23 protein-coding genes, 1 tRNA gene and 1 pseudogene are annotated in these 22244 nt (G+C 57.4%); 11 read left to right on the top strand and 14 right to left on the bottom strand.

Annotated elements, in window-relative coordinates:
- The first annotated feature begins 115 nt into the window (after positions 1–115).
- Positions 116–1051, top strand: coding sequence for an alpha/beta fold hydrolase (locus V8J82_RS20030; protein WP_339978048.1), 936 nt, complete (start codon positions 116–118; stop codon positions 1049–1051).
- Here the strand turns inward: V8J82_RS20030 and yidD are convergent.
- From yidD to V8J82_RS20010, 4 genes are all read right to left on the bottom strand, one after another.
- Positions 1048–1269, bottom strand: coding sequence for a membrane protein insertion efficiency factor YidD (gene yidD, locus V8J82_RS20025; protein ID WP_339978046.1), 222 nt, complete (start codon positions 1267–1269; stop codon positions 1048–1050). The genes V8J82_RS20030 and yidD overlap by 4 nt on opposite strands.
- Positions 1266–1667: a ribonuclease P protein component gene (gene rnpA, locus V8J82_RS20020; RefSeq protein WP_339978044.1), complete on the bottom strand. Its 402-nt coding sequence runs from the start codon at positions 1665–1667 to the stop codon at positions 1266–1268. Before rnpA ends, yidD begins: the two co-directional genes overlap by 4 nt.
- Before the next feature lie 11 nt (positions 1668–1678).
- Entirely contained in the window at positions 1679–1816 is a 138-nt protein-coding gene (gene rpmH / locus V8J82_RS20015) for a 50S ribosomal protein L34 (protein ID WP_025311815.1), read from the bottom strand.
- A gap of 118 nt (positions 1817–1934) precedes the next feature.
- The gene (locus V8J82_RS20010) at positions 1935–2438 is read right to left on the bottom strand and encodes a 2-thiouracil desulfurase family protein (RefSeq protein ID WP_339978030.1); all 504 of its coding nucleotides are present in this window, start codon (positions 2436–2438) and stop codon (positions 1935–1937) included.
- Positions 2439–2608: 170 nt separating this feature from the next.
- Here V8J82_RS20010 and V8J82_RS20005 point away from each other — a divergent pair, with 170 nt between their 5' ends.
- The 4 genes from V8J82_RS20005 to V8J82_RS19990 all read left to right on the top strand — a co-directional run bounded on the left by V8J82_RS20005 (position 2609) and on the right by V8J82_RS19990 (position 6381).
- Positions 2609–3343 carry a TVP38/TMEM64 family protein gene (locus V8J82_RS20005; protein ID WP_339978028.1) on the top strand — a complete coding sequence of 245 codons (735 nt, stop codon included), beginning with the start codon at positions 2609–2611 and terminating at the stop codon, positions 3341–3343.
- 49 nt (positions 3344–3392) lie between these two features.
- On the top strand, positions 3393–4811 hold the full coding sequence (locus tag V8J82_RS20000) for a dihydrolipoyl dehydrogenase family protein (RefSeq protein ID WP_339978025.1): 1419 nt from the start codon (positions 3393–3395) through the stop codon (positions 4809–4811).
- A 61-nt stretch (positions 4812–4872) separates the two neighbouring features.
- Positions 4873–6258: a sensor histidine kinase gene (locus V8J82_RS19995; RefSeq protein ID WP_339978022.1), complete on the top strand. Its 1386-nt coding sequence runs from the start codon at positions 4873–4875 to the stop codon at positions 6256–6258.
- A gap of 46 nt (positions 6259–6304) precedes the next feature.
- Positions 6305–6381: transfer RNA gene (locus V8J82_RS19990), tRNA-Arg, on the top strand.
- 579 nt (positions 6382–6960) lie between these two features.
- Here V8J82_RS19990 and V8J82_RS19985 read toward each other — a convergent pair.
- The 5 genes and pseudogenes from V8J82_RS19985 to V8J82_RS19970 all read right to left on the bottom strand — a co-directional run bounded on the left by V8J82_RS19985 (position 6961) and on the right by V8J82_RS19970 (position 12995).
- Positions 6961–8967 carry a S8 family serine peptidase gene (locus tag V8J82_RS19985; protein WP_339978020.1) on the bottom strand — a complete coding sequence of 669 codons (2007 nt, stop codon included), beginning with the start codon at positions 8965–8967 and terminating at the stop codon, positions 6961–6963.
- A 12-nt stretch (positions 8968–8979) separates the two neighbouring features.
- Entirely contained in the window at positions 8980–10155 is a 1176-nt protein-coding gene (locus tag V8J82_RS19980; RefSeq protein ID WP_339978018.1) for a phosphatase PAP2 family protein, read from the bottom strand.
- A 33-nt stretch (positions 10156–10188) separates the two neighbouring features.
- On the bottom strand, positions 10189–11712 hold the full coding sequence (locus V8J82_RS19975; RefSeq protein WP_339978016.1) for a tetratricopeptide repeat protein: 1524 nt from the start codon (positions 11710–11712) through the stop codon (positions 10189–10191).
- Between the two features lie 144 nt (positions 11713–11856).
- A pseudogene (locus V8J82_RS23725) lies at positions 11857–12351 on the bottom strand (winged helix-turn-helix domain-containing protein); the annotation flags it as partial.
- Positions 12348–12995, bottom strand: coding sequence for a hypothetical protein (locus V8J82_RS19970; protein WP_339978014.1), 648 nt, complete (start codon positions 12993–12995; stop codon positions 12348–12350). The pseudogene V8J82_RS23725 and the gene V8J82_RS19970, both read right to left, overlap by 4 nt.
- A 333-nt stretch (positions 12996–13328) precedes the next feature.
- On the opposite strand from V8J82_RS19970, the gene V8J82_RS19965 reads away from it, so the two are divergent.
- Positions 13329–13652, top strand: a complete 324-nt coding sequence (locus tag V8J82_RS19965; RefSeq protein ID WP_339978012.1) for a hypothetical protein — start codon at positions 13329–13331, stop codon at positions 13650–13652.
- 1160 nt (positions 13653–14812) lie between these two features.
- Here V8J82_RS19965 and V8J82_RS19960 read toward each other — a convergent pair.
- Positions 14813–15388 (bottom strand): LysR family transcriptional regulator, encoded by a 576-nt coding sequence (locus tag V8J82_RS19960; RefSeq protein WP_339978010.1) that lies wholly within the window; start codon positions 15386–15388, stop codon positions 14813–14815.
- Positions 15389–15515: 127 nt separating this feature from the next.
- On the opposite strand from V8J82_RS19960, the gene V8J82_RS19955 reads away from it, so the two are divergent.
- Both V8J82_RS19955 and V8J82_RS19950 read left to right on the top strand, forming a co-directional pair.
- Positions 15516–15938, top strand: a complete 423-nt coding sequence (locus V8J82_RS19955; RefSeq protein ID WP_339978008.1) for a RidA family protein — start codon at positions 15516–15518, stop codon at positions 15936–15938.
- Positions 15939–15950: 12 nt separating this feature from the next.
- A complete protein-coding gene (locus tag V8J82_RS19950; protein ID WP_339978006.1) occupies positions 15951–16400 on the top strand; it encodes a VOC family protein in 450 nt (149 codons plus the stop codon).
- A gap of 55 nt (positions 16401–16455) precedes the next feature.
- Here V8J82_RS19950 and V8J82_RS19945 read toward each other — a convergent pair whose 3' ends face one another.
- From V8J82_RS19945 to V8J82_RS19935, 3 genes are read right to left on the bottom strand one after another with little or no spacing between them, the layout of a single operon-like run.
- The gene (locus V8J82_RS19945) at positions 16456–17166 is read right to left on the bottom strand and encodes a transporter substrate-binding domain-containing protein (RefSeq protein WP_339978004.1); all 711 of its coding nucleotides are present in this window, start codon (positions 17164–17166) and stop codon (positions 16456–16458) included.
- Positions 17163–17762, bottom strand: coding sequence for a short chain dehydrogenase (locus V8J82_RS19940; RefSeq protein ID WP_339978002.1), 600 nt, complete (start codon positions 17760–17762; stop codon positions 17163–17165). Before V8J82_RS19940 ends, V8J82_RS19945 begins: the two co-directional genes overlap by 4 nt.
- The gene (locus tag V8J82_RS19935) at positions 17759–18112 is read right to left on the bottom strand and encodes a MerR family transcriptional regulator (RefSeq protein ID WP_339978000.1); all 354 of its coding nucleotides are present in this window, start codon (positions 18110–18112) and stop codon (positions 17759–17761) included. Before V8J82_RS19935 ends, V8J82_RS19940 begins: the two co-directional genes overlap by 4 nt.
- 840 nt (positions 18113–18952) lie before the next feature.
- Between V8J82_RS19935 and V8J82_RS19930 the strand changes: the two genes are divergently transcribed.
- The 3 genes from V8J82_RS19930 to V8J82_RS19920 all read left to right on the top strand — a co-directional run bounded on the left by V8J82_RS19930 (position 18953) and on the right by V8J82_RS19920 (position 20504).
- The gene (locus V8J82_RS19930) at positions 18953–19210 is read left to right on the top strand and encodes a hypothetical protein (protein WP_339977998.1); all 258 of its coding nucleotides are present in this window, start codon (positions 18953–18955) and stop codon (positions 19208–19210) included.
- A 559-nt stretch (positions 19211–19769) separates the two neighbouring features.
- Positions 19770–20135 (top strand): serine hydrolase, encoded by a 366-nt coding sequence (locus V8J82_RS19925; protein WP_500796449.1) that lies wholly within the window; start codon positions 19770–19772, stop codon positions 20133–20135.
- Positions 20136–20195: 60 nt separating this feature from the next.
- Complete coding sequence (locus V8J82_RS19920; protein ID WP_339977994.1) at positions 20196–20504, top strand: hypothetical protein; 309 nt, start codon at positions 20196–20198, stop codon at positions 20502–20504.
- A gap of 230 nt (positions 20505–20734) precedes the next feature.
- Here the strand turns inward: V8J82_RS19920 and V8J82_RS19915 are convergent, their stop codons facing one another.
- Positions 20735–21994, bottom strand: a complete 1260-nt coding sequence (locus V8J82_RS19915; RefSeq protein ID WP_339977992.1) for a glycosyltransferase — start codon at positions 21992–21994, stop codon at positions 20735–20737.
- Between the last annotated feature and the right edge of the window lie 250 nt (positions 21995–22244).

Here is a 22244-nt window from a genome sequence, read left to right as displayed (position 1 = left end):
CGCGCCATATCCGTTAAAAATCCGTGAAATCGAATGATCAAGCGGTGCGTGGCTTTGGAGAATAACCGGTTTTCGCGCATCATATGGCTTTCTTTTTTAGCTTTGGGGAAAGTCGATGCCCGACATATTCTTTTTCAGTCGCCGCGCTTACAACGCATCCAGCAACAGGTTTTCATCCGGTCGTGCGCGTTTGACGCGATATGTGCAGCTTGATCGGATTTCCGACATTGTGGCCTCGGGTCAGATCCTGGACCAATCGGATTGGGTTGCCCGGGTGCTGGCACAAGCTGCCGGGGGGCCGATCCTCTGCTTTGTGCACGGGTTTAATACCTCTCAGATCGAGATGCTCCGCCGAATGGAAAAGATCCGGGCGGGTTTATCGGCGCAGGGGTTTTCCGGTGCCGTCATTGCCTATGATTGGCCCAGTCAGGGGCGGATTTCGGGGTATCTGACCGACCGCAACACCGCCAAGGCGATTGCGCCCTTTCTTGTGGTCGATGGTTTGGTCCCGTTCATGAACGCCCGGCCAAGGCCAAAGATACATGTTCTGGCGCATTCGATGGGCGGTCTGGTGACGGTGCGCGGCTTTTCGCAGGTTGGCGATGGGCATGGTGCGCCGTGGTCCGTGGATCAGGTGTTGTTCGCGTCCGCGGATGTCGATGCGGTCGAGTTGACGAAAGGCACCGGTCACGCGCGGGTATTGGCGGCACGGTCGGCGCGCTTCACCAACTATTTCAGCAATCAGGACAAGGTTCTGAAGCTGGGGGAAAACATCGTGAGCGGCGGGCGCGACCGTCTGGGCTTTGATGGCATGCCGCAGGCCATCGAGGCAGGCATGGTCGATACGGGCTGTGGCACGCGCTACGCCCAAACGATCGTCAAGCCGCCTGCCGCATCTGACGAGCAGGTGTTTTCGCATCGCTGGTATTTCGACGATACGCGTTTCATGAAGGATGCGGCAAAGACGCTGGCCGGTGTTCCCGAACAGAATATGGGATCGACGCGCGGTGTTCTTGTGGGGGCGGAGCCGGACCAGGCGCTGTTGCCCTAGTCCGGGACGTTATCGATGCCCGACCCGCCCCAAGGGTGGCAGCGCGCGATGCGCCGGACAGCCAGATAGGTGCCTTTGATCCCGCCATGTTTCTGCAACGCTTCCATCGCATAGGCCGAGCAAGTGGGGTGATAGCGGCAATTAAAGCCCACCCACGGGCTGAACACCAAACGGTAGGCCCGGACCGGCAACGAGATGATGTAGGCAAGCGGCGTCATTGGTGGGCCTTCGCCAGGGCGCGGGACAGATCGGCGCGCATCGCGGCGAAATCACGTGTGGCGGTGTCGTCTTTGCGCCCAATCAACACGTAGTCCCACCCATCCTGGCCTTCGCTGGGCAAGGTGAGGCGTGCGATTTCCCTCAGGCGCCGCTTTGCGCGATTGCGCGCGACGGCATTGCCAACCTTCTTCGAGCAGGTGAAGCCGACGCGGATCCCCTCTGCCTGCTCACCGGGCGCGCGCTTGCGGGCTTGCAACAGGAAGGCCGGGGCGGGGACACGTTTGGCCTTGGCGGCGCGCAGGAAATCCGCGCGCTTTTGCAGAACGCTTAAAGGGGGTGTTGAAACAGAAAAAGCCTCCGCCCGAGTCGTGTCGGGCGAAGGCGTATCCGGTGCCATAACCTGATGTATCAGGCGCTGAGCGACTTCCGACCGCGTGCGCGGCGGGCGTTCAGGATCTTACGGCCAGCTTTGGTGGCCATGCGTGCGCGGAAACCGTGGCGGCGCTTGCGCACCAGGTTCGACGGCTGGAACGTGCGTTTGGACATAGGTCTCGCTCCGTTGGTTAGGGCCGGAGGGCGCGGATGCGCCTCTCAGACGGCTGTGAAACTCGATGAAGCCCGCGCAATAGGCAATGGCGGGGCCGGTGTCAACAAATCCCGGTTGTTAAACCGGGGTATTTTCGGCGATGTCCAAGGCGCGCGCCAGATCGCCGATCTGATCCTGTCCGAAAACGGCAACACCCGCGCGCCGCAATCGCGCAGCCACAACGCCTTCCCCCGGTTGCCGTGTTCCATCGAAATGGCCCCGATAGACATAGCTCGATCCGCAAGAGGGGCTGCCATCGGTCAATAAAGCAAAGCGGCATTGGGCCTTTTGCGCTGTCTGCAATGCCAGATCCGCGCCACGCACAAACGCCGCCGTCATGTCGTGCCCGTCTTTGTCGTAGATCCTGCCTTGTCCGGTCAGGACTTCATCGGCCCTTGCGCCAGGTTCCAACTCAGCCGCTGGGCGCGGGGTCGGCAAACCTGCCGTGACCTCGGGACATAGGGGAACCAGACGCCCTTCGGCCCGCCACTTTTCCAGCAAATGCGAATCGAGTGTCTTTGCGCCGCCGTCGTATCGGACCAGGGCGCCCAACAGGCAGGAACTGACAAAGATTCTCTCCAAGCTGGACCTTTCCTGAAACACCCATAGGTCGATTGTTACGCGATTGGTCGAGTTCCGTCACGATTTACCAGCTTTCTGTCACGGGTCATCAAGCGCCCGTGAGGGGGGATATCGCCAGAGCGCTCGATTTCGCATGTAGGGTTTACCTCTGGACAAGGATACCAATTGCAATGACCGACAGCGTGACACCGACGCAGAAATCTCCGATTGCCCGATACCTTCCGCTGGCCGCGATCGTTGTGGGTGCGGGATTGGCGTATTACTTCTTTCGGGATTATCTGAGCTTTCAGGCGCTTGCCGACAATCGTGAGGCTTTGATCGCGTTCCGGGATGCCAACTACGTTCTGATGGCAGTGGTGTTCGTGGTTGCCTATGCTCTGATCGTGGCGTTCAGCCTGCCGGGAGCGACAATCGCGACGCTGACCGGCGGGTTCCTGTTTGCAACATTCCCTGGGGCCTTGTTCAACATCACCGGCGCGACGCTTGGCGCGACCGCCATCTTCCTCGCGGCGCAGACCAGTTTTGGCGCGGGCCTTGGGGCCCGGCTGGAGGCCTCCGAAGGGATGGTGAAACGCGTCAAAGATGCGATTGACGAAAATCAATGGTCGGCTTTGTTTTTGCTGCGCCTCGTGCCCGCCGTTCCGTTTTTCATGGCCAATCTGATCCCGGCTTTCCTTGAGGTTCCGCTGCGCCGTTATGTGATTTCGACCTTCTTCGGCATCATGCCGGGCGCGATTGTCTACACCTCCGTCGGCGCAGGTCTGGGAGAGGTCTTCGCCCGCGGCGAGACACCCAATCTCGGCATCATCTTCGAGCCTCAAGTGCTGCTGCCGATCCTTGGCCTCTGTGCCCTGGCCGCTCTGCCAATCCTTTTGAAAGCCATCCGTGGCAAAAAGCAGCTCTGAGATCATGTCCCGCATCGATACGTCTATTACCCCTGAAAGGCCCGCCACCATGACCCGGATCGAAACAGATGTTTGTGTGATCGGCGCAGGATCGGGCGGTTTGTCCGTTGCCTCGGGCGCTGTGCAGATGGGCGCGGACGTTGTCTTGCTGGAAGGCCACAAGATGGGCGGTGATTGCCTGAATTATGGTTGTGTGCCGTCCAAGGCGTTGCTGGCGGCAGGTCACAAGGCCCATGGCACATCGCAGGGCGCGTTTGGTGTGGCGGGGCAAGATCCGGCGCCGGACTTCGCCGCCGCGAAGGACCATGTGCAGGCCACGATTGCCGCCATCGAACCCCATGACAGCCAAGAGCGGTTCGAGGGGCTGGGCGTGCGCGTGATCCGGGAATTTGGCCGCTTTATCTCAGAGAGTGAGGTTCAGGCGGGTGATCATATCATCAAGGCGCGTCGCTTTGTGATCGCCACCGGCTCGCGCCCCTTCGTGCCGCCGATCCCGGGGCTCGACGCGGTGCCGCATCACACAAATGAAACGATTTTCGATCTGCGGGAGCGGCCCGATCATCTGATCATCATCGGCGGCGGGCCCATCGGGCTTGAAATGGCGCAGGCGCATCGACGGCTGGGCAGCAAAGTCACCGTTCTTGAAGGCGCAAAGGCGCTGGGCAAGGACGATCCCGAGGCCGCTGCCGTGGTGCTGGAAACCCTGCGCGGCGAAGGTATCGAGATTATCGAAGGCGCAAAGGCCAGCAAGGTCAGTGAAGCCAATGGCGCAATCCACGTCGAAACCGAAGGCGGCCCCAGCTATAGCGGCAGTCATCTTTTGATCGCCGTTGGGCGGCAGGTGAATGTCGACAAGTTGGATCTTGAAAAAGCCGGGGTCGATTTCGAGCGCGGCGGTGTAACCGTCGATGCCGGGCTGAGATCGACCAACAAGCGGGTTTACGCGGTGGGAGACGCCGCTGGAGGCGCGCAATTCACACATGTGGCAGGATATCATGCCGGGGTGATCATTCGCCCGATGCTGTTCGGACTGCCCGCGAAGGCGCGCACCGATCACATCCCCTGGGCCACCTATACCGCGCCCGAACTGGCGCAGGTCGGCCTGACCGAAGCCCAAGCCGAAGAGGCCCATGGTGACGCCGTTTTCGTGGCCCGTGCAGAGTTTGGCGGCAATGATCGTGGCATCGCGACCGGTCAAACCAAGGGATTTGCCAAGGTCATGGTGGTCAAAGGCCGCCCTGTGGGCGCCACCATTGTGGGTCCTCAGGCTGGCGAACTGATCCAAATCTGGTCCTTGGCCATCGCCAACAAACTGAAGATGAGCGCGGTTGCTAGCATGATTGCCCCCTATCCGACCTTGGGGGAGATTAACAAACGCGCCGCCAGCGCCTATTTCACACCGAAACTGTTCGAGAGCCCGATGGTCAAAAAGGTTGTGGGCTTGGTGCAGAAATTCGGTCGCCCCTAACCGAATGGGGCGCTAGGATCGCGCAAACGCCCTTATTTCGGGCATGAGGGAGAGGCCATCCGTGGCGAACACACTTTCAGGACGTTTTTTGATCCTGACGATCATCTTCGTCATGTTGGCAGAGGTGTTCATCTTCTTCCCGTCCATCGCGCGATTTCGCGAAGACTATTTGCTGGCCCGGTTGGAGCGCGCCCAGATCGCTTCGCTTGCGCTGCTGGCCACCGATGGGATGATCGAGGATGATCTCGAAACGGAGCTTCTGGAAAATGCCGAGGTTCTGAACGTGGTTTTGCGGCGGGATGCCGTGCGCCAGCTGATCCTGTCGACCGAAGGAATGCCCGCTATCTCGGGCTCGTATGATCTACGTGACGCACCAGCATTCACGTTGATGCGCGACGCGTTGATGCGTCTTTTGACGCCAGAGCCTCAGACGATCCGGGTGATCGGTGAACCGGTCCGCGATGCGGGTCTGCTGATCGAAGTCACCATGGAAACGCAACCACTTCGGGCGGCGATGCTCGATTATGGTGTGCGTATCCTGCTTTTGTCGGCGGCCATTTCGATTTTCACCGCGGTGCTGTTGTTTGTTGCGGTGCGCATTCTGATGGTGAACCCGATCAAGCGTGTCGTATCCTCGATGATTGCATATGCCGAGGCGCCCGATGATTTGTCGCGCAAGATCGTCCCGCGCGGAAGCGTGCGCGAGTTGCGCAATGCGGAAGAGGCATTGCAATCGCTGCAATCCGATATCACCGGTTTACTGCGGCAGCGGGAGCGTCTGGCGCAGTTGGGCGAAGCAGTGGCCAAGATCAGCCACGATCTGCGCAACATGCTGTCTGTCGCAACATTGGTGGCCGATAGATTGGAGACCGTGAACGACCCGACGGTACAGCGCGTGGCGCCCAAGCTTATCAACTCGCTGAGCCGCGCGATCAATTTGACAGAGGCAACGCTGGCTTTCGGACGTGCTGAAGAGCCTGCGCCGAAGCTGGATCGGGTGGCGCTCAACGATCTTGTCGATGACGTGCTGGACAACGACAATTTGGCGCAAGGCGATGGCGATGTGAGCTACATTGCCGAGATTGCCGATGATCTGGTGATCCGCGCGGACCCGGAGCAATTGCATCGGGTCTTGTCGAACCTAGTACGCAACGCACGGCAGGCGATTGCCGCCACGGGCGAGCCGGGGGAGGTTACCGTGCGCGGGCGCGTCGAAGACGATGGATGGCGCATCGAAGTTTGCGACTCAGGCCCGGGTCTTCCGCAGAAGATCTTGGACAACCTGTTTAAGCCGTTTTCCTCGTCGCAGAAGGAAGGCGGCACCGGGCTGGGCCTGGCCATCTGTTCTGAGATCATTCGAGGGCATGGCGGCAAACTTGAACTGGTGAAGACCGATACCGAGGGCACAACCTTCGCAATGTTCCTGCCAGCGGGCCTCGCCGCTTGATTGCCCCTTGCGCTGCCCGAAAGGCGGCGCTAAACGAACGCCTCACGCGCTGGTAGCTCAGTTGGATAGAGTACTTGACTACGAATCAAGGGGTCGGGGGTTCGAATCCTCCCCAGCGCGCCACTACTCCTTTGTCGAACGTCAGATGACTTTGACCTTTGCGTCATGAACTGACCCAATCCCCATCCCTAACCCGTCAGGGTTGTTGCGTTTGATCCCGTTTCCCAACCGGAAAATCGGGGGGCGATTTGGAGGTTAGACGGCGAAGCCGCCTGCTCCTGCAAATCTGCCATGTGGCGAACGCGGAGGGGGGTGAGAAAGGACAAATCGACAAGGTTGGTGCGGCCCGCAGGCGAAGCCGAGGACACGGCCTTGTTTATTTGTCTTGTCCGAGGGGGGAGGCTGCCCCTCAACGAAGACAATGCTTGCCGACCAACTTGCACTGATAGACCAGGGTCGGCGTCGGTTTTACCTCGCCATCGACTGCGCAACATGAAGTATCGTCGGAATGAGGCTGTCTCAAATACCGGCGAGCAATGATGATATCGCGCTCCTTCAAGATATCACACGCGGCAAGACTGACTTGGCACGGGCCGCTGGTTGCAAACCAACTTGGCATCATCACGGCGCTCTGAACGCGGTGGTCGCCGATCTCGGCGCAGTTTTCGTAGATGATGCGTTTCGTACGGCTGTGCTGGATGCCTATGGGGACCATCGGATTGGAATACTGATCCCGCCATGCCCCATTCTTTCGGGCTTGGTGCCCGGTGGCAGGTCGAAGGGTTGGTCCAGCACAGCTTGGGCGATCCATTCCCGTGCAGTTCCAGTCCAATCGGTGATCGCATTTGAGGCGTCGCGGGCCACCCTGGGCGCTGCGACGCTGGTTCCGTTCAGCCGGACATAGGATCCACTGCGCGATCCCGCCGATAGCACGCCCCATCGCACCAGGGATTGGTCACCCTCTGCCGCGGCGTCCGGTCCGTCCCGATAGGGAACCGGCGTCATCGGCGTTATGGTCAGGGGACCTGCCGCGGAATAATAGGATAGTTGCTGGTTTTGCCTCGTGTAGGCGGCAATCACGATGGGCGAGGCGCCACAGGCAAAACCGCTGAACGTTCCGGCACGCCGGATCGGGCTGGGCGTGTCCGGCGGATCCACGGGCAATGGGGCGCCGAACGGGCCAAAGCGCACGTAATCTCCATTGTCGAAAAAAGATTGGCGCCCGCCCGGTCGGTAGCCGGGCAAGGTTTCATCGCGTCTGATCCAGACCTGGATCGTGTCATCGGGCGCTATGTCTTTAGGTTTGACGCAGAGTGTCCAGCGCCCGGAGGGCGCCAGGGGATGGGTCGGATCCAAGCTGGCTGTCGGTTCGATTGCCAATGTAATCAGGCCCCGTGCCGTTGGCGCCGGTTCGAATGTGTAGAGCAGCGTCGCCACAACATTGCCGTCGTGATCGTGGAGCGCTTGTTGCTGTCCGACCTTGGCATCGATTGTCAGACTTTCGGGACCAAAGGGCGGTGTCACGGTGACCGAGACGTAGTCCGGCGGTGGATCGCACTCGGAAAACGGCATCCATATCTCGACGTGACTTGCCGTGCGGTCATCGGGCAAGACCCGCAGATCCAGCGTAACGCCATCTTCGCAGGACCCATCGAACTGTACCTCGGCATGGGCGCGGGCCAGATTTCCGTTGCCTGCGGGCAATGTCATCCAGCGTATCTGATCGGAATCGCAAGTCAAAAACCACTCGAACAGGCGCGACACCTCGCTGGTGCCGTCATGGGGCCCGGAGAAATTGCCGAAGGAGAAATTCATCACCATGGGCACCGGGGCGCCCTGATATTGAAACCGGGACGCCTGTTTGCTGAGCAGATGCAGCGCTAGGCAAAGGGCAGGCAACAGGCTGATTCCGGATGTATCCTCAACCACACGCGGCGGCAGAACGGCACATATGATCGGGCGCGTCGTGTCGTTCAGCTCGGGTTCAAAACCCGCCGATAGCCCCATCACATGGGTGCCATGCGACCGCCGCAGCGATAGGGGCGAGAACTTCCCCCCGGCATAAGCAATTTGACCCGTTCGGCTGTAAAACCGGTCTTCGTCCAGCAGTCCGGACTGGGTGAACAGATGAAGATATAGATCAATCTCCGAGGCATAGAGAGATCGCCCCTGGGTACTGTCTGCGATATTTGGGTCGGGCTCGGTTGGAAGCACCGCACAAAAGGCGACGCGGGTTGTCTCGGAGCCGACCCGGAACAATTCATGCGCGATACCGATTCCGTCATCTATCATGCCCATCACGACGCTGCCCTTCGGCACCTCGATTGGCGATAGGTCTGGCGCGGTGGCGTCGGGTGCAAGCCACGCATCGGGCGTCACCATGCCCAGATGAACATTGGCTACGCCATATTTGTTTTCGGTGCTGTTCAGTGCATTGATGACGATCTGACGTGCGAACACGCTGACAAAGCGCCGATCTTCGCGCGGTTCGCGATCTGCCGCATCATAGGCCGAAGGCACACGCAGATCGCCGGGAAAATCCTCGGTCACGCGGGCCTCGAATTCGGCGATGCTGATATCTGTAAGTTCCAGCATCACAGACCACCATTCGGTGCCCTGAAACCGTGTTGCCTGCGCCAACCTTGTGTAGGTTAGCGCGTCAATCGGGGCACGGTCACCGGTGCTTGAAGATCTCCAACGATATGCCATGGTGCGGCCTCCTCAAGGACCTGCAGGGGCGTCGAAATCAACCCATTCAGCCTGGGCCTTATCCCAGAGCCAGGCCAGGGTCGGGTCCGCTGCGCAGGGCGATTTGCGCGGTGCGCTGGTGGCCCAGACACCATTCGGCCCTTCCGAGGACGGTTCTTGCGCGTCGTCTGCAGCGGTATAGAGCTTGTGCCACTCAAAGTCGCTTTCGCCAGCATAATTGTGGCCGTTAAACTTTGCGCTGGTCCAACCGTTGCCCGTGGACCGCTCGTAAATGAAGTCCGCCAAGGTCAGCCCCAGCATCGCGCCCGCGGCACTGTCGACGGGAAAGTGGACGCCAGCAACGGTCCGGTTGATGGCGATGCGCGCTGCAAGCCGCATCAGCATTTCGCCCCAATGCCCGCCTGCTTCATATTGCGGCGTCCCTGAATGCAGCATCAGCTTCCAGATTAGCCGGGCCATCACAAAGGCCTCGGTGGCGTGGCCGCTTGGCAATGATCCGTGGGTTGGGGTCAGGATCATTGGCTGAACCTGGGGCGACAACTCGATCGGACGTTTGACGGCCAGTGCGTATTTCATCTGCTGTTCACAGAAATTCGCGAAGCGCAGGCCAGTGGCGAGCAATTCCAGCGTATAGGGTGTTCGCCCCGGGTCGATGAAGCTGATATTTTGATAGAAAGGCACAGGCGCAGCGATCTGAGAAATGATTTCCGCACCACGATCCTGTCGAATATCGGCATAGCCGGTCAGAAATCCCATCTGTTCCTTGAAGACGTCCATCTCGGGCGCCTTGATCTGTGCCAGTTTCCGGTATTTCCCGCCTGGCACATGGCCTTTGACGCAATCCCGACGCCACAGGATGGCCTTGCCGGTCTTGCCTTGTTTAAAGCTCAGCGTAACTTGCGTGCCCAGGGCAAAAGAAAACAGCGCCGCGCGGACCTCACGCGATAGGCGTTGAAGGTTTTGCACATCATTGGGCACCCCCGGTTGCGTATCGCCCAGATGCGCCAACGGCGCGCCAACGATCCCGTCACGGGTGGTCACAAAAGCTTCTGCAGCGACCGGGCTTTCGGGAAGGCCAAAGGCGGCATAGGACCCGTAAGATCCATAAGATCCGTACGACCCATAGGAGCCGTAGGATCCATAAGACCCATAAGAGCCTTGAGGACTTCCAAAGAATTCAGCGGTCATTCTAACCCTCCTCCACCTTCGTGTTGAGATGTATCAATCGGGAACACCCGCATCGCGCAGTGCTTCGGCAAACTTCTTTCCAGTATTATATCCAGCACTTGGTGAGGATTTCAGCCAGTGGCTGACGCGCAGCTCAGGTTGCAGACGCAACAGTTGTGAGACTGTTTCTTTTGCTTGCCCAGTCTTTCCCTGCTTCTGCTGTGCAACGGCCAGCACGCGCAATGTGGACGTGTGCGTTCGATTCAATCGTAGCGACTCCATCGCGAGATCTTCGGAACGCTGATAGTTATCCGGTGTCAGCCAAGCACCTGCCGCCATCACCAAGTAAAAAAAACGATGTGGGTCCAGCGGCGCCAGATGCAGTGCGCGCTCTGTGTCGCGAACACCGTCTTCGCCACGATCCTGGAAGGCCAACAGCATGCCGCGCAAGGACCGTGCATTGACGTCACTTGGGTTGATATCCAGCGCCAAATCGTAGCGGTCTTCGGCATCATCCAAACGGTGCAACAAATTGGTCAGAACATGCCCCTCGCAAGCGAGCGCCAGAACGTTTTCCGGGTCAAGATCCAGGGCGCGGCCGGTGCAGTCGAGCGCCGCCCTAGCATCTTCGTCCGGCGTTTGTGACCAGCCTTGCACCACCCGCAGCAGGTGCCACCGTGCGCGCCACGCCAGCGGCGTCGGGTGGCGTGGGACGCGCTCAGATAGCGCATCAATCAAATCCCGCGCCTTCTTAAAATCGTTTGGCGACAGACGGTGCATCAGCCCCACAGCGGCGAACATCAGCGAATAATTCTGCAGGCTTGCCAGGGGCCGGGTATTGGTGCGGCGGATCTCGTTGATCAAAACGGCGCGGCGGATTTTCGCGACGATTTCATAGGCAGCTTCAAAGTCAGCAAGTAGATCGTCCTGCGACACGTCCAACCGCAGCGCCCAAAGCACGCGCCGGCTCGCCACTTCGGTGAATTCAAGGTTCAGTTGCAGCCTATCATCGCGCCTCACATACATCCCCGACAGGATAAATTCGGCCCTAAGCAAGCGACCGGCGTCTCGAAGATCTGCACTGCCATAGGTGAATGAAGCCGCCGACAGGCGCGAGGTCACGTTGATCTCTTCCGAGCCGCTCAAAACGGCTGTGACCCGATCTGCAAAGACTGTTCCAAGCAAATCCGTTCCGCTTCGATCGATGTTTTGCAGCGGCAGAACGGCGATCGTGGGCAGAAGCGGTTGGTCTTGGTAAGCTTGGAGCAACGCTTCATTCGGCGCTTCGGGCAGCAGGCGGAACGCGCGCAGTGTTTGCCCGCTATCGACATGTCCAAGATCTTCGAACGCGATGTTAGGGTGTGCTTGAGCCATATCGCGGATCTCGAGTGTGCTCAGCACGTCACCGGGCCCCGCGGCGCGCAACAGAGCCAATGATTGCGCCGGGTCCTCGTGGCCTGCCGACAGCACGGTTGATGCCCCTGTATGTTGTGCGTTCTGAAGGCTGGCTCTCACAGCGGAAGGCAGATCTGCGAACGCGCACGTCTGGACCGCGCCGAGTTGTTCATGGGTGGCCAATCTTGTGGCGATAGGATCGTATCCCGCGCGGAATGTTGACGCGATGATTTCGGTGTGGGTGGGCTCAAAAACCGTCACACTTGTGTGTCCAGCCACAACGTCAGACGGGGGTGCTCCCGACAAAACCCCGTGCAAAATGAACCCGCGTTTTGGAACTGTCTGAAGGATTTTCCGGTGTTTATCACCGATGGCTCGGCGGATATCAGCGATGCATTGGGTTAGGCTGTCGTCGGTGACTGACACGCCATCCCAGACCATCTCGATCAATGAATCCCGGGTCACCAGAATGCCGGGGCTTTGCGCCAAGTATCGCAAGACGCTCGCAGATTGTGCGCGCAATACAACCTGCGTCCCATCCGCACGCAACAACTGATCGCACTTGGGATCATAGCTTAGAGACCCCAACACAATCAGGCTATGTGTGTTGAGCTTGCCCGACACGTAGATCTGATCTCCCCTGTCGGCGTTGGCGTCCTTCAGGATAGGGTCGAGCAAAGCGCGGCGCGATTCAACAAAAAAGCGAACGCTTTGCAATCTATGCGAGCGCTCAGCACAGGAAACGCCAGTCGCACCCTGCAATTGCTTTAGGCTTTGCCTGTCTGGTTGCTGCAATGATGTGCGCGGCGCGACGGAAATCATGGGTGGGCCTCGCTGAGAAAGACAGCCGGATCGCTGGCTTGCACGCAGACCAACTGGTGCAATCCGATAGACTGCTTGGTGCGCGATGATCGGGCCGTGATCGTCAAGTGGCGGGCTCCAGTCAAAAAGTGCGGCGGCAAAAACGGATCATTCACCCGAATGCCCATCGCATGCGGCGCACCAAAGGCGGTTGAGATCAGATCGCCGGATAGGCCCAATCTAAATTCCACCGCGTCTAAATTAGACGGAAGATAGGACGACACGCCTATGATTTCTTCCAGTGGCTCCAATGATAACAATAGTGACTGATCGATATGCGGAGCGGGCGCAAAAACCCCCGGTGTGCTGTGATTACGCGCGACAGCAAGCGTCGGGACCGGTGTGGTCTGCGTGCAATACATCCAGTGTGTCTGTATTTGTGCGCCCCGTTCATCCCGACCTAAAGCGACATAGGTTGCGCCTGTCAGAAAATGTGCCTGTGGAGCGCTTGATAAGATCTTGAGCCCCTCATACGCCATGTCGTTTAGGGTGCCCCGGATATACTCGGCTTCGCCAGATGTCAGGCACGGCGCCACCTCTAACGGAACGTCGGCATAATACGGGAACACTTCTACCTGTGTGAGAGATTGAACTGACAATTTCATTCTTGCCCAACCACATATGGCCCATGTGAGTGCGGAGAACGACGCCCCCACCGAGGTCCCTGACGATGCAAGCTCACCTTTTGTCCTCGGCGTCATTGGAAATCAGAAAAGAGGTCCGAGTACTGAAATCGGTCTGAAAAATTTACGAAACCTTCATCCAAACCTCTCATTCGTCACATTTTCCCGATTTCAGAAAGGTTTCGCGCCGATTTCAGGACAACATCCCGAAGTTGAGCAAAACTCGGGATGCCAGTCGGGATGATCTGCTCCCGACAGCGTAAAACGGAAAGGTCTCACCCAGCATACGGCAATTGGGACCTGGAGGAGTTTGGTATGGCCGATGACGTGCATGAGTTTGATAAAGACGCGATTGCAGAAGCATTGGACGCGTCGCGATCCCACTATAGCCAAGAGCGGGATACGACGACTGAAAATATTGTCGAAGATGGCCATCTGTTCATGGCGGCAGGGTGCATTTCGGCGACTGTGAAAAATGGCAAGATCTGCTTAAATTTGCCCCTAGGATTCGGGAGATATTGTTTTCCCATCCCCAGCAGCATCCCGATGGAACTGCTGCCGAGGCTTGCCTTCATATTTGTACGACCTGGGGCATTCCCACCGGCGTCAACGTGTCAATCAGCGTTGCTTGCAAAGTAATTTTTTCGAAGTCCTTCGGAAAATGCTGATCGCGGAAATTTCAAGTAGTCCTGTTGTCGTGAGTGGCAGGGCCAACACATTCTACAGAATTTATTGATGCGACAGAGCTCCGACATTGATCATAGATCAATGTCGGAGGTATTAACGAAAGCTCGAATTATCTTTATGCATGCTCTAAAGATATGATCTCCAGGTTTAATTGGCGGCTGTGGTGTTGGGGTGGGAAAAATTTATTAGGAGGATGGAGCAAAGACGCTGATGATAATGTATTAGTACAGGATGCAGATTTTGTGGTGTGTAGAATAATTAGTTGATAATTTTGAAACCACCTAATGACGCATCCCTGAAATATGTAAAAGCTACGAATAGCTCGTAACCCGACAGAGGCCTCCGGGAGAGCTATCATCGACAGCACAGGTGGTTTCGAAACGGTTGACCCGTGGCAACGCCTAACCAAGAAATCGGGCTCTTGACCTGATCGTGACCTGCTCTCCATGAGCCCGCGTTTATGAGTAATCTTTGTTCAGGTCTCGATCTTCCTTTAAACTATCGTTCAAACTCATATTGTCCCACTGCGGTATTCGGGATAGCGGAAAGTTAGAGCGACTGCAGAGCAATGCATAGTTGAGAAAAAGCTTGCAAAGCAAATGTAGTGCGTGTTGCGCTTTGATGCGCTGCTGGGCTTGTTACGCATGTGCGCTCTGCCGGAATTTATCAGTTTGAACAACGTCCTGTATCGGGAAAATCTGGCGGTTTAGTTGAGCAGGTCATGGGGCATTCGACGGTTCAAATGCGCTCTTAAGCTTACCCAAAATTCCAAGCAGAAGACCTGACCATTATCTACAAGGTCAGTTGGCTGCATCGAGAGCCATTAAAGAGAGAGCTTTCCGCCTGGACACGATCTCTTCTAAAAGGGGTGATAGGGGTCACCGCGTTTGATCACGGCCTGTAAGATGGCACCATCGATTGCCCGGTAGCACATTTCGAAGCAATGGCGCGAGAGGATGGCTGATATGGCGGTTTAGGGCCAAGTTAACACTCGGCCAATAGCGAACTCTCACCCTAGTGAGACAATGCTGCAGTCGTATTCCGCATTGCGGACATTCACGACCGCAAAAATTTGCTGCCAGCCCTGCATACTGTCGCAGTTTACTTGGGTCCTACGATTCCAGAGCTTCAAGTATGGCGCGCGATTGACGGCACTCGGCCAGGCCGGGCCGGGTTAAAAAATATAGAGGCGCCTTGGTGCCACTCAGGCAAACGGGGCGCTCTGCCAGAGCTCCATGTCGTGTCTTGGTGGCAAGCAGCAGTGCATCAAGTTCGTTAGCCCAGATCAGTTCGACGTCATCCGTCGCTCGCGTCTCCCGGACATAGGGCTCAAGCTCCTTTGAATGCCGGGGCCATCCGTTTGGCAGACGGTCAGCGACAAGGGGATCTACGCCTATGCTTAACTTGCGACCGTTGAGCGCGGGGGCAACCGCTTCGGTTGCGTCAGTCAGAACGTCGAAAGCGCGTGACACATCTGGGAGGTAAGCCGCGCCCTCTCGTGTCAGCAACAATCCCTGTGGTAGCCGCCGAAAGAGCGAGATTCCGAGGGATATCTCCAACCGCTTGACCTGCTGGCTGACGGCACCGGCCGTCACCCCAAGCTCGGCTGCTGCCGCCTTAAAGCTCAAGTGTCGCGCGGCCGCTTCAAACGCTTTGAGGCCGTTCAGGGACGGAAATCGATAGGTCATGGGGTCTCCTAGCACGCACGACCGGCACAGTAGACCGAGATTTTCTAAGCCTCGCGCTCAATTTCTATCGTTTGAATAAGGCAGGCCCATCCATGCAAATCCTCACAACAAACAGAAAGAGGATCTTATGACGATCAGATACAATCCCCCGACCGGATGGCCGCAGCTTGGCCGACCCTTCCATCATGGCGTGGTCGAACCAGAGGGCCGCGTCCTCCACATGACGGGGCAAGTCGCTTGGGACAAAGATGGGAACGTTATCGGCAAAGGCGACTGTGAAACGCAGGCACGGCAATGCTTCGAAAATGTCGAAAGCATCCTGAAGGCAGTCGGCGGGCGCTTGGAGGACGTTGTGTCCTTGACCGTCTTCTACCTTGATCCGGCGGACATGCCTGCAATCCAGAAAGTCAGGGCCGAACGCCTCCAACTGGCGCACGGCCCCGTCAGCATTCTCATCCAGGCCGCCGGGCTGATCACACCAGACCTTTTGGTGGAAGTCGCCCCCATTGCCGTGATCCCCGAGGATCGCTTTCACGAGCCAAAATACTAAGGGTGGAAAGCCATGAACAAACATGAAGGCTTCAAAGCCATTCGAAGCTTGGACTACGTGATCCTTGTTTGCGATGACCTCGCGAAGATGAAAGCGTTCTACCAAGGTCTTTTCGAGTTCCAAGTCGATGAGGATTTTCCGGAACGGATGGTCTTCTTTCGGGTCGGCACCCTGTTTCTTGGGCTAAGGACACGCGGCCGCGGCTACGACGGACCAAGCGTTCCATCTCTGTCCGCCTCCATCCAGATCAGTTTTCGTGTTCCGCCAGCCGACGTTGATCTCGCCTACGATAGGCTAGTCGAAGGCGGGGTTGACGTCATTGAACCCCCGACAAACCAGGATTGGCCCCACAGGACGCTGTTCTTTAGAGACCCGGAGAATAACGTCATCGAAGTGTTCGCCGACATTCACCCAAGCGAGACAATGGCAGAACCTTCCGGGGTTCATCAGGTTGTCGACTAGTGGCGGTTCTTGCGACGGTGGTGACGATCGGCAGGTGATCCCTCCGTCCGTGAGGTCAAAGGATACGATCAACGTCGGTGTCGCCAAAGCCGAACGATTTCATCAATCGTCGATGCTCAAAACCGCCGATGAACTTGTTCAGAATGTGATCAACGCGGCCTCTGAGATCAGCGGCACCGCGTGCAAACGCGAAGCATCCGAAGGCCGGAGCCCTTTCTCGCAGCGGGACGTCAACGACGGTGAGGCCGCCCGCAGCATCGTTTGCCTGGAGGAAGCCTTGATGCGCGCGAACGACACTGGCAAAGGCGCTGACCGTCCCGTCCTGCACCGCCTGCGCCGCGTCTGCGTAAGCCTCGAACACGCGGAACTGGCCGGGCGTCACGCCGAGTTCAAGGGCGGTCACATGCTGTACCTGGTCCCGAATGACCGCCAGTTTCAGATGCCCAGCTATGGCAAGGCTGCGGTACCCGGCTATGCTGTCTGCATCCGCTGTCCGGACAAGCAAACCATCAGGCAACGCCCAGATCGGTCTACTGAACAAAGCAACGCGCTGCCGGTCGGGAGACGCAAAAAGACCTGTCGTCATTTGCCAGTCATTGCGCCCAAGGCCGGGCAAAAGCTGGGCGAACTCGGTTTCAACAAACTCAAAGTCATCGATACCCAGTTCACCAAGGACGTACCGTGCCAATTCGACATCGTATCCGGTCACGTCTCCCGCTTCATCAACGTAGTTGAACGGCGGCTCAATGAGATATGCGACCTTCACTCCACAATCACCACTTGACCGTTGATTGCCCCCTCAACGCATTTGGCGAAGGCTCGTCCGACACGCTCCGACGACACCCGCTCATGACCCGGAAATAAAGCGCCGTAGCGGCGTTCGGACACATCAAGCAGCCCTGGGCTCACCACGTTGATCCGCACTCCCGGGGGCATCTCGATCGCCGCGCCTTTCACGAAACCGGCCAGCGCACCATTTGCCAATGCCGCGCCAGTGCCCGCAACAACCGGGTCGCGGTCCAGCACACCACTGGTCAATGTGAAAGAGCCTTTATCCGCGAGCCGTTTCATCCCCTCCAGGACAAGGTTAACTTGTCCCATCACTTTGCTCTCAAACCCCATCTTCAGCGATGCGTCCGTCTGCTCTGCAAGCGGGGCGAAATGAACATGGCCGGCGGCTGAGACGAGAGCATCAAAGGCTCCGACCTTTTCGTACATGGCCTCGATTGCGCATGGGTCAGAGATGTCGGCGCGCACGTCCCCTGTCGTTCGGCCAACGCGCACGACCTCATGGCGCTTCGAAAGCTCGGCAAAGGCGGCCTGCCCGACGTCGCCAGAGGCACCAACAAGAATGATCTTCATCGCAGATGTTCCTCATAGATTTCGAGCTTTCTGGCGAGAATTTCGTCACACCGATCAAGATCATCACGGCGTTTGGCCAAAAGCCGGGAGTGATCGAGCAAGATATCCTTTCGCTCCGGGATGGTCGCATCCCCTTGCGCATAAAGCGCCGCAAACCGTTGCATCACCTTCATCGGCATACCGGTTTCGCGAAGCCAATAAAGCAGTGTCAGCCAGTCGATATTCTCCGGCGAAAACCGCCGCTGTCCGTCCGAACCGCGCACTATATTCGGGACAAGCCCTTCGGCCTCGTAGTATCGGATCGTATCCACCTTGAGCCCCGACCGGGCCGCCGCCTCAGAGATGCGCATGACAAATGACCTCCTCTAGTCCGGCAGATACCGGCCTTGAGTAACTCGAGGTCAAGAAAAAATTCGACAAAACGCCCGGCCCAAGGGTGACCAATGCTGCAGCCTGCGTGAACCTCCGTTATCTTGCAGTAACCGTACGAGTATCCGTGGGCAAGCGAGCTTTGTTGGCCCAGATCGCACAGTGAACGTATGCGTCTTGACAGATGTTAAGATTGTTATCTCGAAACGATACTAGCGAAAGGCGACAGCGATAAAAGCGAGTGAACTTATGAATGACTAAAATATTGCAAGTATCCTCCTCGTCTCAGGCTTTATCATTTTGAGCGAGCTGCATGGAGACATAATATTCCTATTCTTGGACTGCCCAAATTGGAGATTTTGGCCAATCGGGAAAATCGCTGTAAGCATTGAGGATCTTCAAAATTCTAGAAGTGCTTCTCTGATATTTGATACTTATCTCGCATCGAAAAAAAACTGCAAGAAATGGATTAGGACGAACATTGGTGTTCAAGTCATCTTCCCAAAGCGCTATAAATTTTGAGGTGAAGTCGATGAGAACATCTCTGGTGCAGCAAAAGGTACTTTTTAAGAGGCAAGTCTGTTCGATCTGAGACAGATTTTCGGAATTAGAATTGGAGATTCAGAGCTATACAAATTTACCCTAGATGTTGCAGCTGGGATGTCGTTTTGGATAGAAGCGGTTGCAATCGTTACGCGGAACGTGTCTTCCTTATGTTGGCGGGCTATCATGCGTAGGTTAAAATGCCCTTCGAAGACAGTTGGGCGACTCCTCCGACACAGATCGATTTGTGGGTCGAATTAGACCATCGTGGTGCGTGTATGGTTGACGCCGTGAGTGCCAAGTCACCCGCATCGGCTGTGGGTATCCTCGCAGGTGATAAGGCAACACATGTCGACGATGTGCAGATGCGTGACGCTATTGATCACTTCTGGTCAGATCTGGGGTTCATTTTTTTGACCTGGAACATCTTAGTTTTGCAGCTCGGCACTTGGTTGCGGGCGCCGGAACAAACTGCGCAAACTAAAGCTACAGACCGACCTGGGTCAGAAAGCTGTTTCGTCAGTCTCAAGCAATGATTGGCAGCACGTACAGCGTGTGGGCGACACCAGCTTAACGGCGGTACGTCAAGATGCACTTGTGACAAAGGTACATAGCAGCTTGGGTGATCCAGCAACGATTGCCTTATTCGGTACCGCGATGGCGGGTGAGGCCAACGGTCTGCCAGTAGTTTTAGATCTGACGGACACGCCAAGTGGGGCAATACGCTTGTTGCACATGCTACTATGAGATGGCTCGCTCACAGACCTACCTTTTATCAAATACACCGATATGTCACCGAAGAGCGTGCGACTGGCATAAGCTTAGCAAGTCCTGCCGCGCGTGGGCAAGTATCACTCCAGCCCTGTTACGGTTCGATCCGTCTGCCTTTGGCAATCGGGTCATGCGGGGCTTTCTTGTGAAAGAAATGGGCGGCGACATTATAGCCGAACACAACTCTGATGCCTGTTTCCAGCCGCTCAGTACACTCAAGCTGTGCCCTACGCTCACGCGCTTCGGTGTGTCGATCAGGGGCAGGATAATCTATCCGGTACCAATGTCACCTGGGTACAGCTCACGACAGGCACCCCAGCCCAAATGACCGACCAAAGCTGCATTGTTGCGGGCGCGCCGGGCACCCAGACCGGATTGGTGCCACTGGAAGACGCCCTGCTGACGATGATGTGGGAGTCTCATAACCGGACACTTGACGCCGTGCTTGACCGCTACGGCCCTGCCAACATTACCGCAGAGGCGCAGAACTTGGGGCTGCGGCAAACCGAGATGTATTTCGGATGTCCGCAACCTGGGTGCCCTCAAGCGCCCTGGGCGGACAATATCTCGACCCTTCTCGACATTGCCCGTCTGTTCGAAGAGGTTGAGAGCGGTAATTTCCTAGGCCCGGTCGCGGCGTTCGCCTTTCGCGACAACATGATCCAGCTCGACGCGTCGGGCTTGTCCTAAACGAGCCCGATCACAGGACGTACGACCGGGCCTCTTACTACAGCCTTTTTGCGGCCGATCGTGGAGCAGGAGGCCGGTCCGGCGAAGCTGGCGCAGGTCTCTTCCTTTATGGAGCATGTCGTGCAGCGCGGCAAAGGTGGCGGAGGCGGTCCTCGCAACGACGAGATTGGCGCTAGTGATTTTTTGGAGGTCACTCTGCCATTCCGGCAGGCTGGCACGATCCAACTGCGCAAGTTCTTGATTGGCTGGTATGTTGGCCAGCTTAGAGATGTGACTGGAAATCTAGATAACGATGAGGATGCGCAACTTAACGAGTTCAGAAATGAAATGTATGCGGAGCCGATCCGACGTGCACTCGCTACATGGTGAGCGTGGTCGCCACAGTGGTGATAGATGGCTAGTCAATTTGCGGAGTGACACACGACGGCTTCGTTCTGCCAATTCATATAATCTATATTCTGCACGCGCCGCCAAATTCTGCTATGAAGGGCCGCGCTGCAGCATCACCGAGTTATGTCCAAGCAGCTAAGGACTGCTTAGGTTAGTCCGGTCAGAGTGTGATTTCATGTGACAAGAGATATGACCCATTGCATGGGTAGCTACGCCTTTAATGCGCATTCTACCAATGCGGCCGCGGTCGCGGGGCCGGCCTCTCGCGCCATGCATCGGGCCACGGCGCCAGCGGCCTCGGCAAAACTGTCGTCTTCGAGCTTTTGCAGAGCCTGAGTCATTGATCCGATCGTCAACGACCGCACTGGCATGGGGTCTGGTCCCGCTCCGATTGCCGCCACACGCCGCCCCCAAAAAGACTGATCGCCGAAATGCGGGCAAACAAGGCTTGGGCGGCCGTGACGCAGGCCTCCGTGGGTTGTTCCCGCGCCTCCATGATGAACAACCGCGCGGCAGCGTGGGAATAGCCAATCATGTGGCGCCTGTTGCAGGAAATGGGTGGTGTCTGTGTTATCTCGCGCCTGAAGCCCGCCCCAGCCAACCGACAGCACAGCGCGCTGACCGGTCCTTTTCAGCGCCGCTAAGACGGTGTCGGTGATCTGTGCGCTATTCGGCGCGGGCATGCTACCAAAGCCGACATAAACCGGCGGCGGTCCGGCATCGAGAAAAGCCTCCAAGTGCCCAGGTGGTGACCAAGTTTGCGGAGCAGGTTCATGCCAGTCGCCCGTCACATGATCCTGCGCGCCCCAATCCGCAGGTTTGGGCACCAAACAAGCGCTGTGCGCATAGAGCCGCGGCGGTGTGTGCTTACCCGGGTGATACCCCGACAGAACGTCGAGCACAGGGGCCCGCGAGACATCCGCGTGCCGAGGAAACCAGCCTTTCAACAGGGCACCATGACCGAAGCGCATCAGGCGGAGCATCGCCGCACCAAAAAGGCGATTGCTGCGTGGCCCGATTTCTCGAAATTCCAGCAGCGGGTTCGGAAACTCCCGCGAAGGTTGGAACGCGGGTTGCAGGAAGCTCGGGATCGCCACGATGCCAAGCGCACGGGCGAGATATGGCGCGAGGAAGGCTTTGGGATGATAAATGATCGCGTCGGGGCGTATCTGTTGGGTTATGTCCCACATTTCGTCCAGCTGCTGCTGCATCATGGCGCGACTGGTTCGGAACGCCTTGATCTTGGAACTGAGCCCGTGCATCGCAGCTTGCATCTCCGGGTCGTGCAGCAAGTTTTCTATGTCGATTGACATGGGCACATAGTTAACTTGGTCCGTAACGAGATCCGAAAATCCCTGTCCGGCCGACAAGGTCACGACATGGCCGCGACGGGCCAGCGCGCTGGCCAGGGCGACATAGGGCTGCACATCCCCCCGACTTCCAAGTGTCAAAATCAGAATGCCGGCCATTTGTTCCATCTTCGTTCGATCGCGATCAGCACGCTCGCCTAGATGTCATGTGGGGAGTGTAACCCCGACTTGAACACCGCTTCCGAGCAATCCCTCATACCTGCTGTGGCTGTCAAATACTGGCACAGGATTACGGGACTAAGACACTGCAAACCGACATGATTGTTCTGGCCCACACCAAGAAACGATCCCGCCTCAGTCTAGGCCGCTCATGTATGACTGAAGACCTGAAGGAATGGGACCTGAATGC

The sequence above is a fragment of the Gymnodinialimonas mytili genome, assembly GCF_037544085.1.
Classification (GTDB): Bacteria; Pseudomonadota; Alphaproteobacteria; order Rhodobacterales; family Rhodobacteraceae; genus Gymnodinialimonas; species Gymnodinialimonas mytili.
The sequence above is the reverse complement of the archived record's forward strand: the minus strand, read 5'-3'. Positions and strand labels throughout refer to the sequence as shown.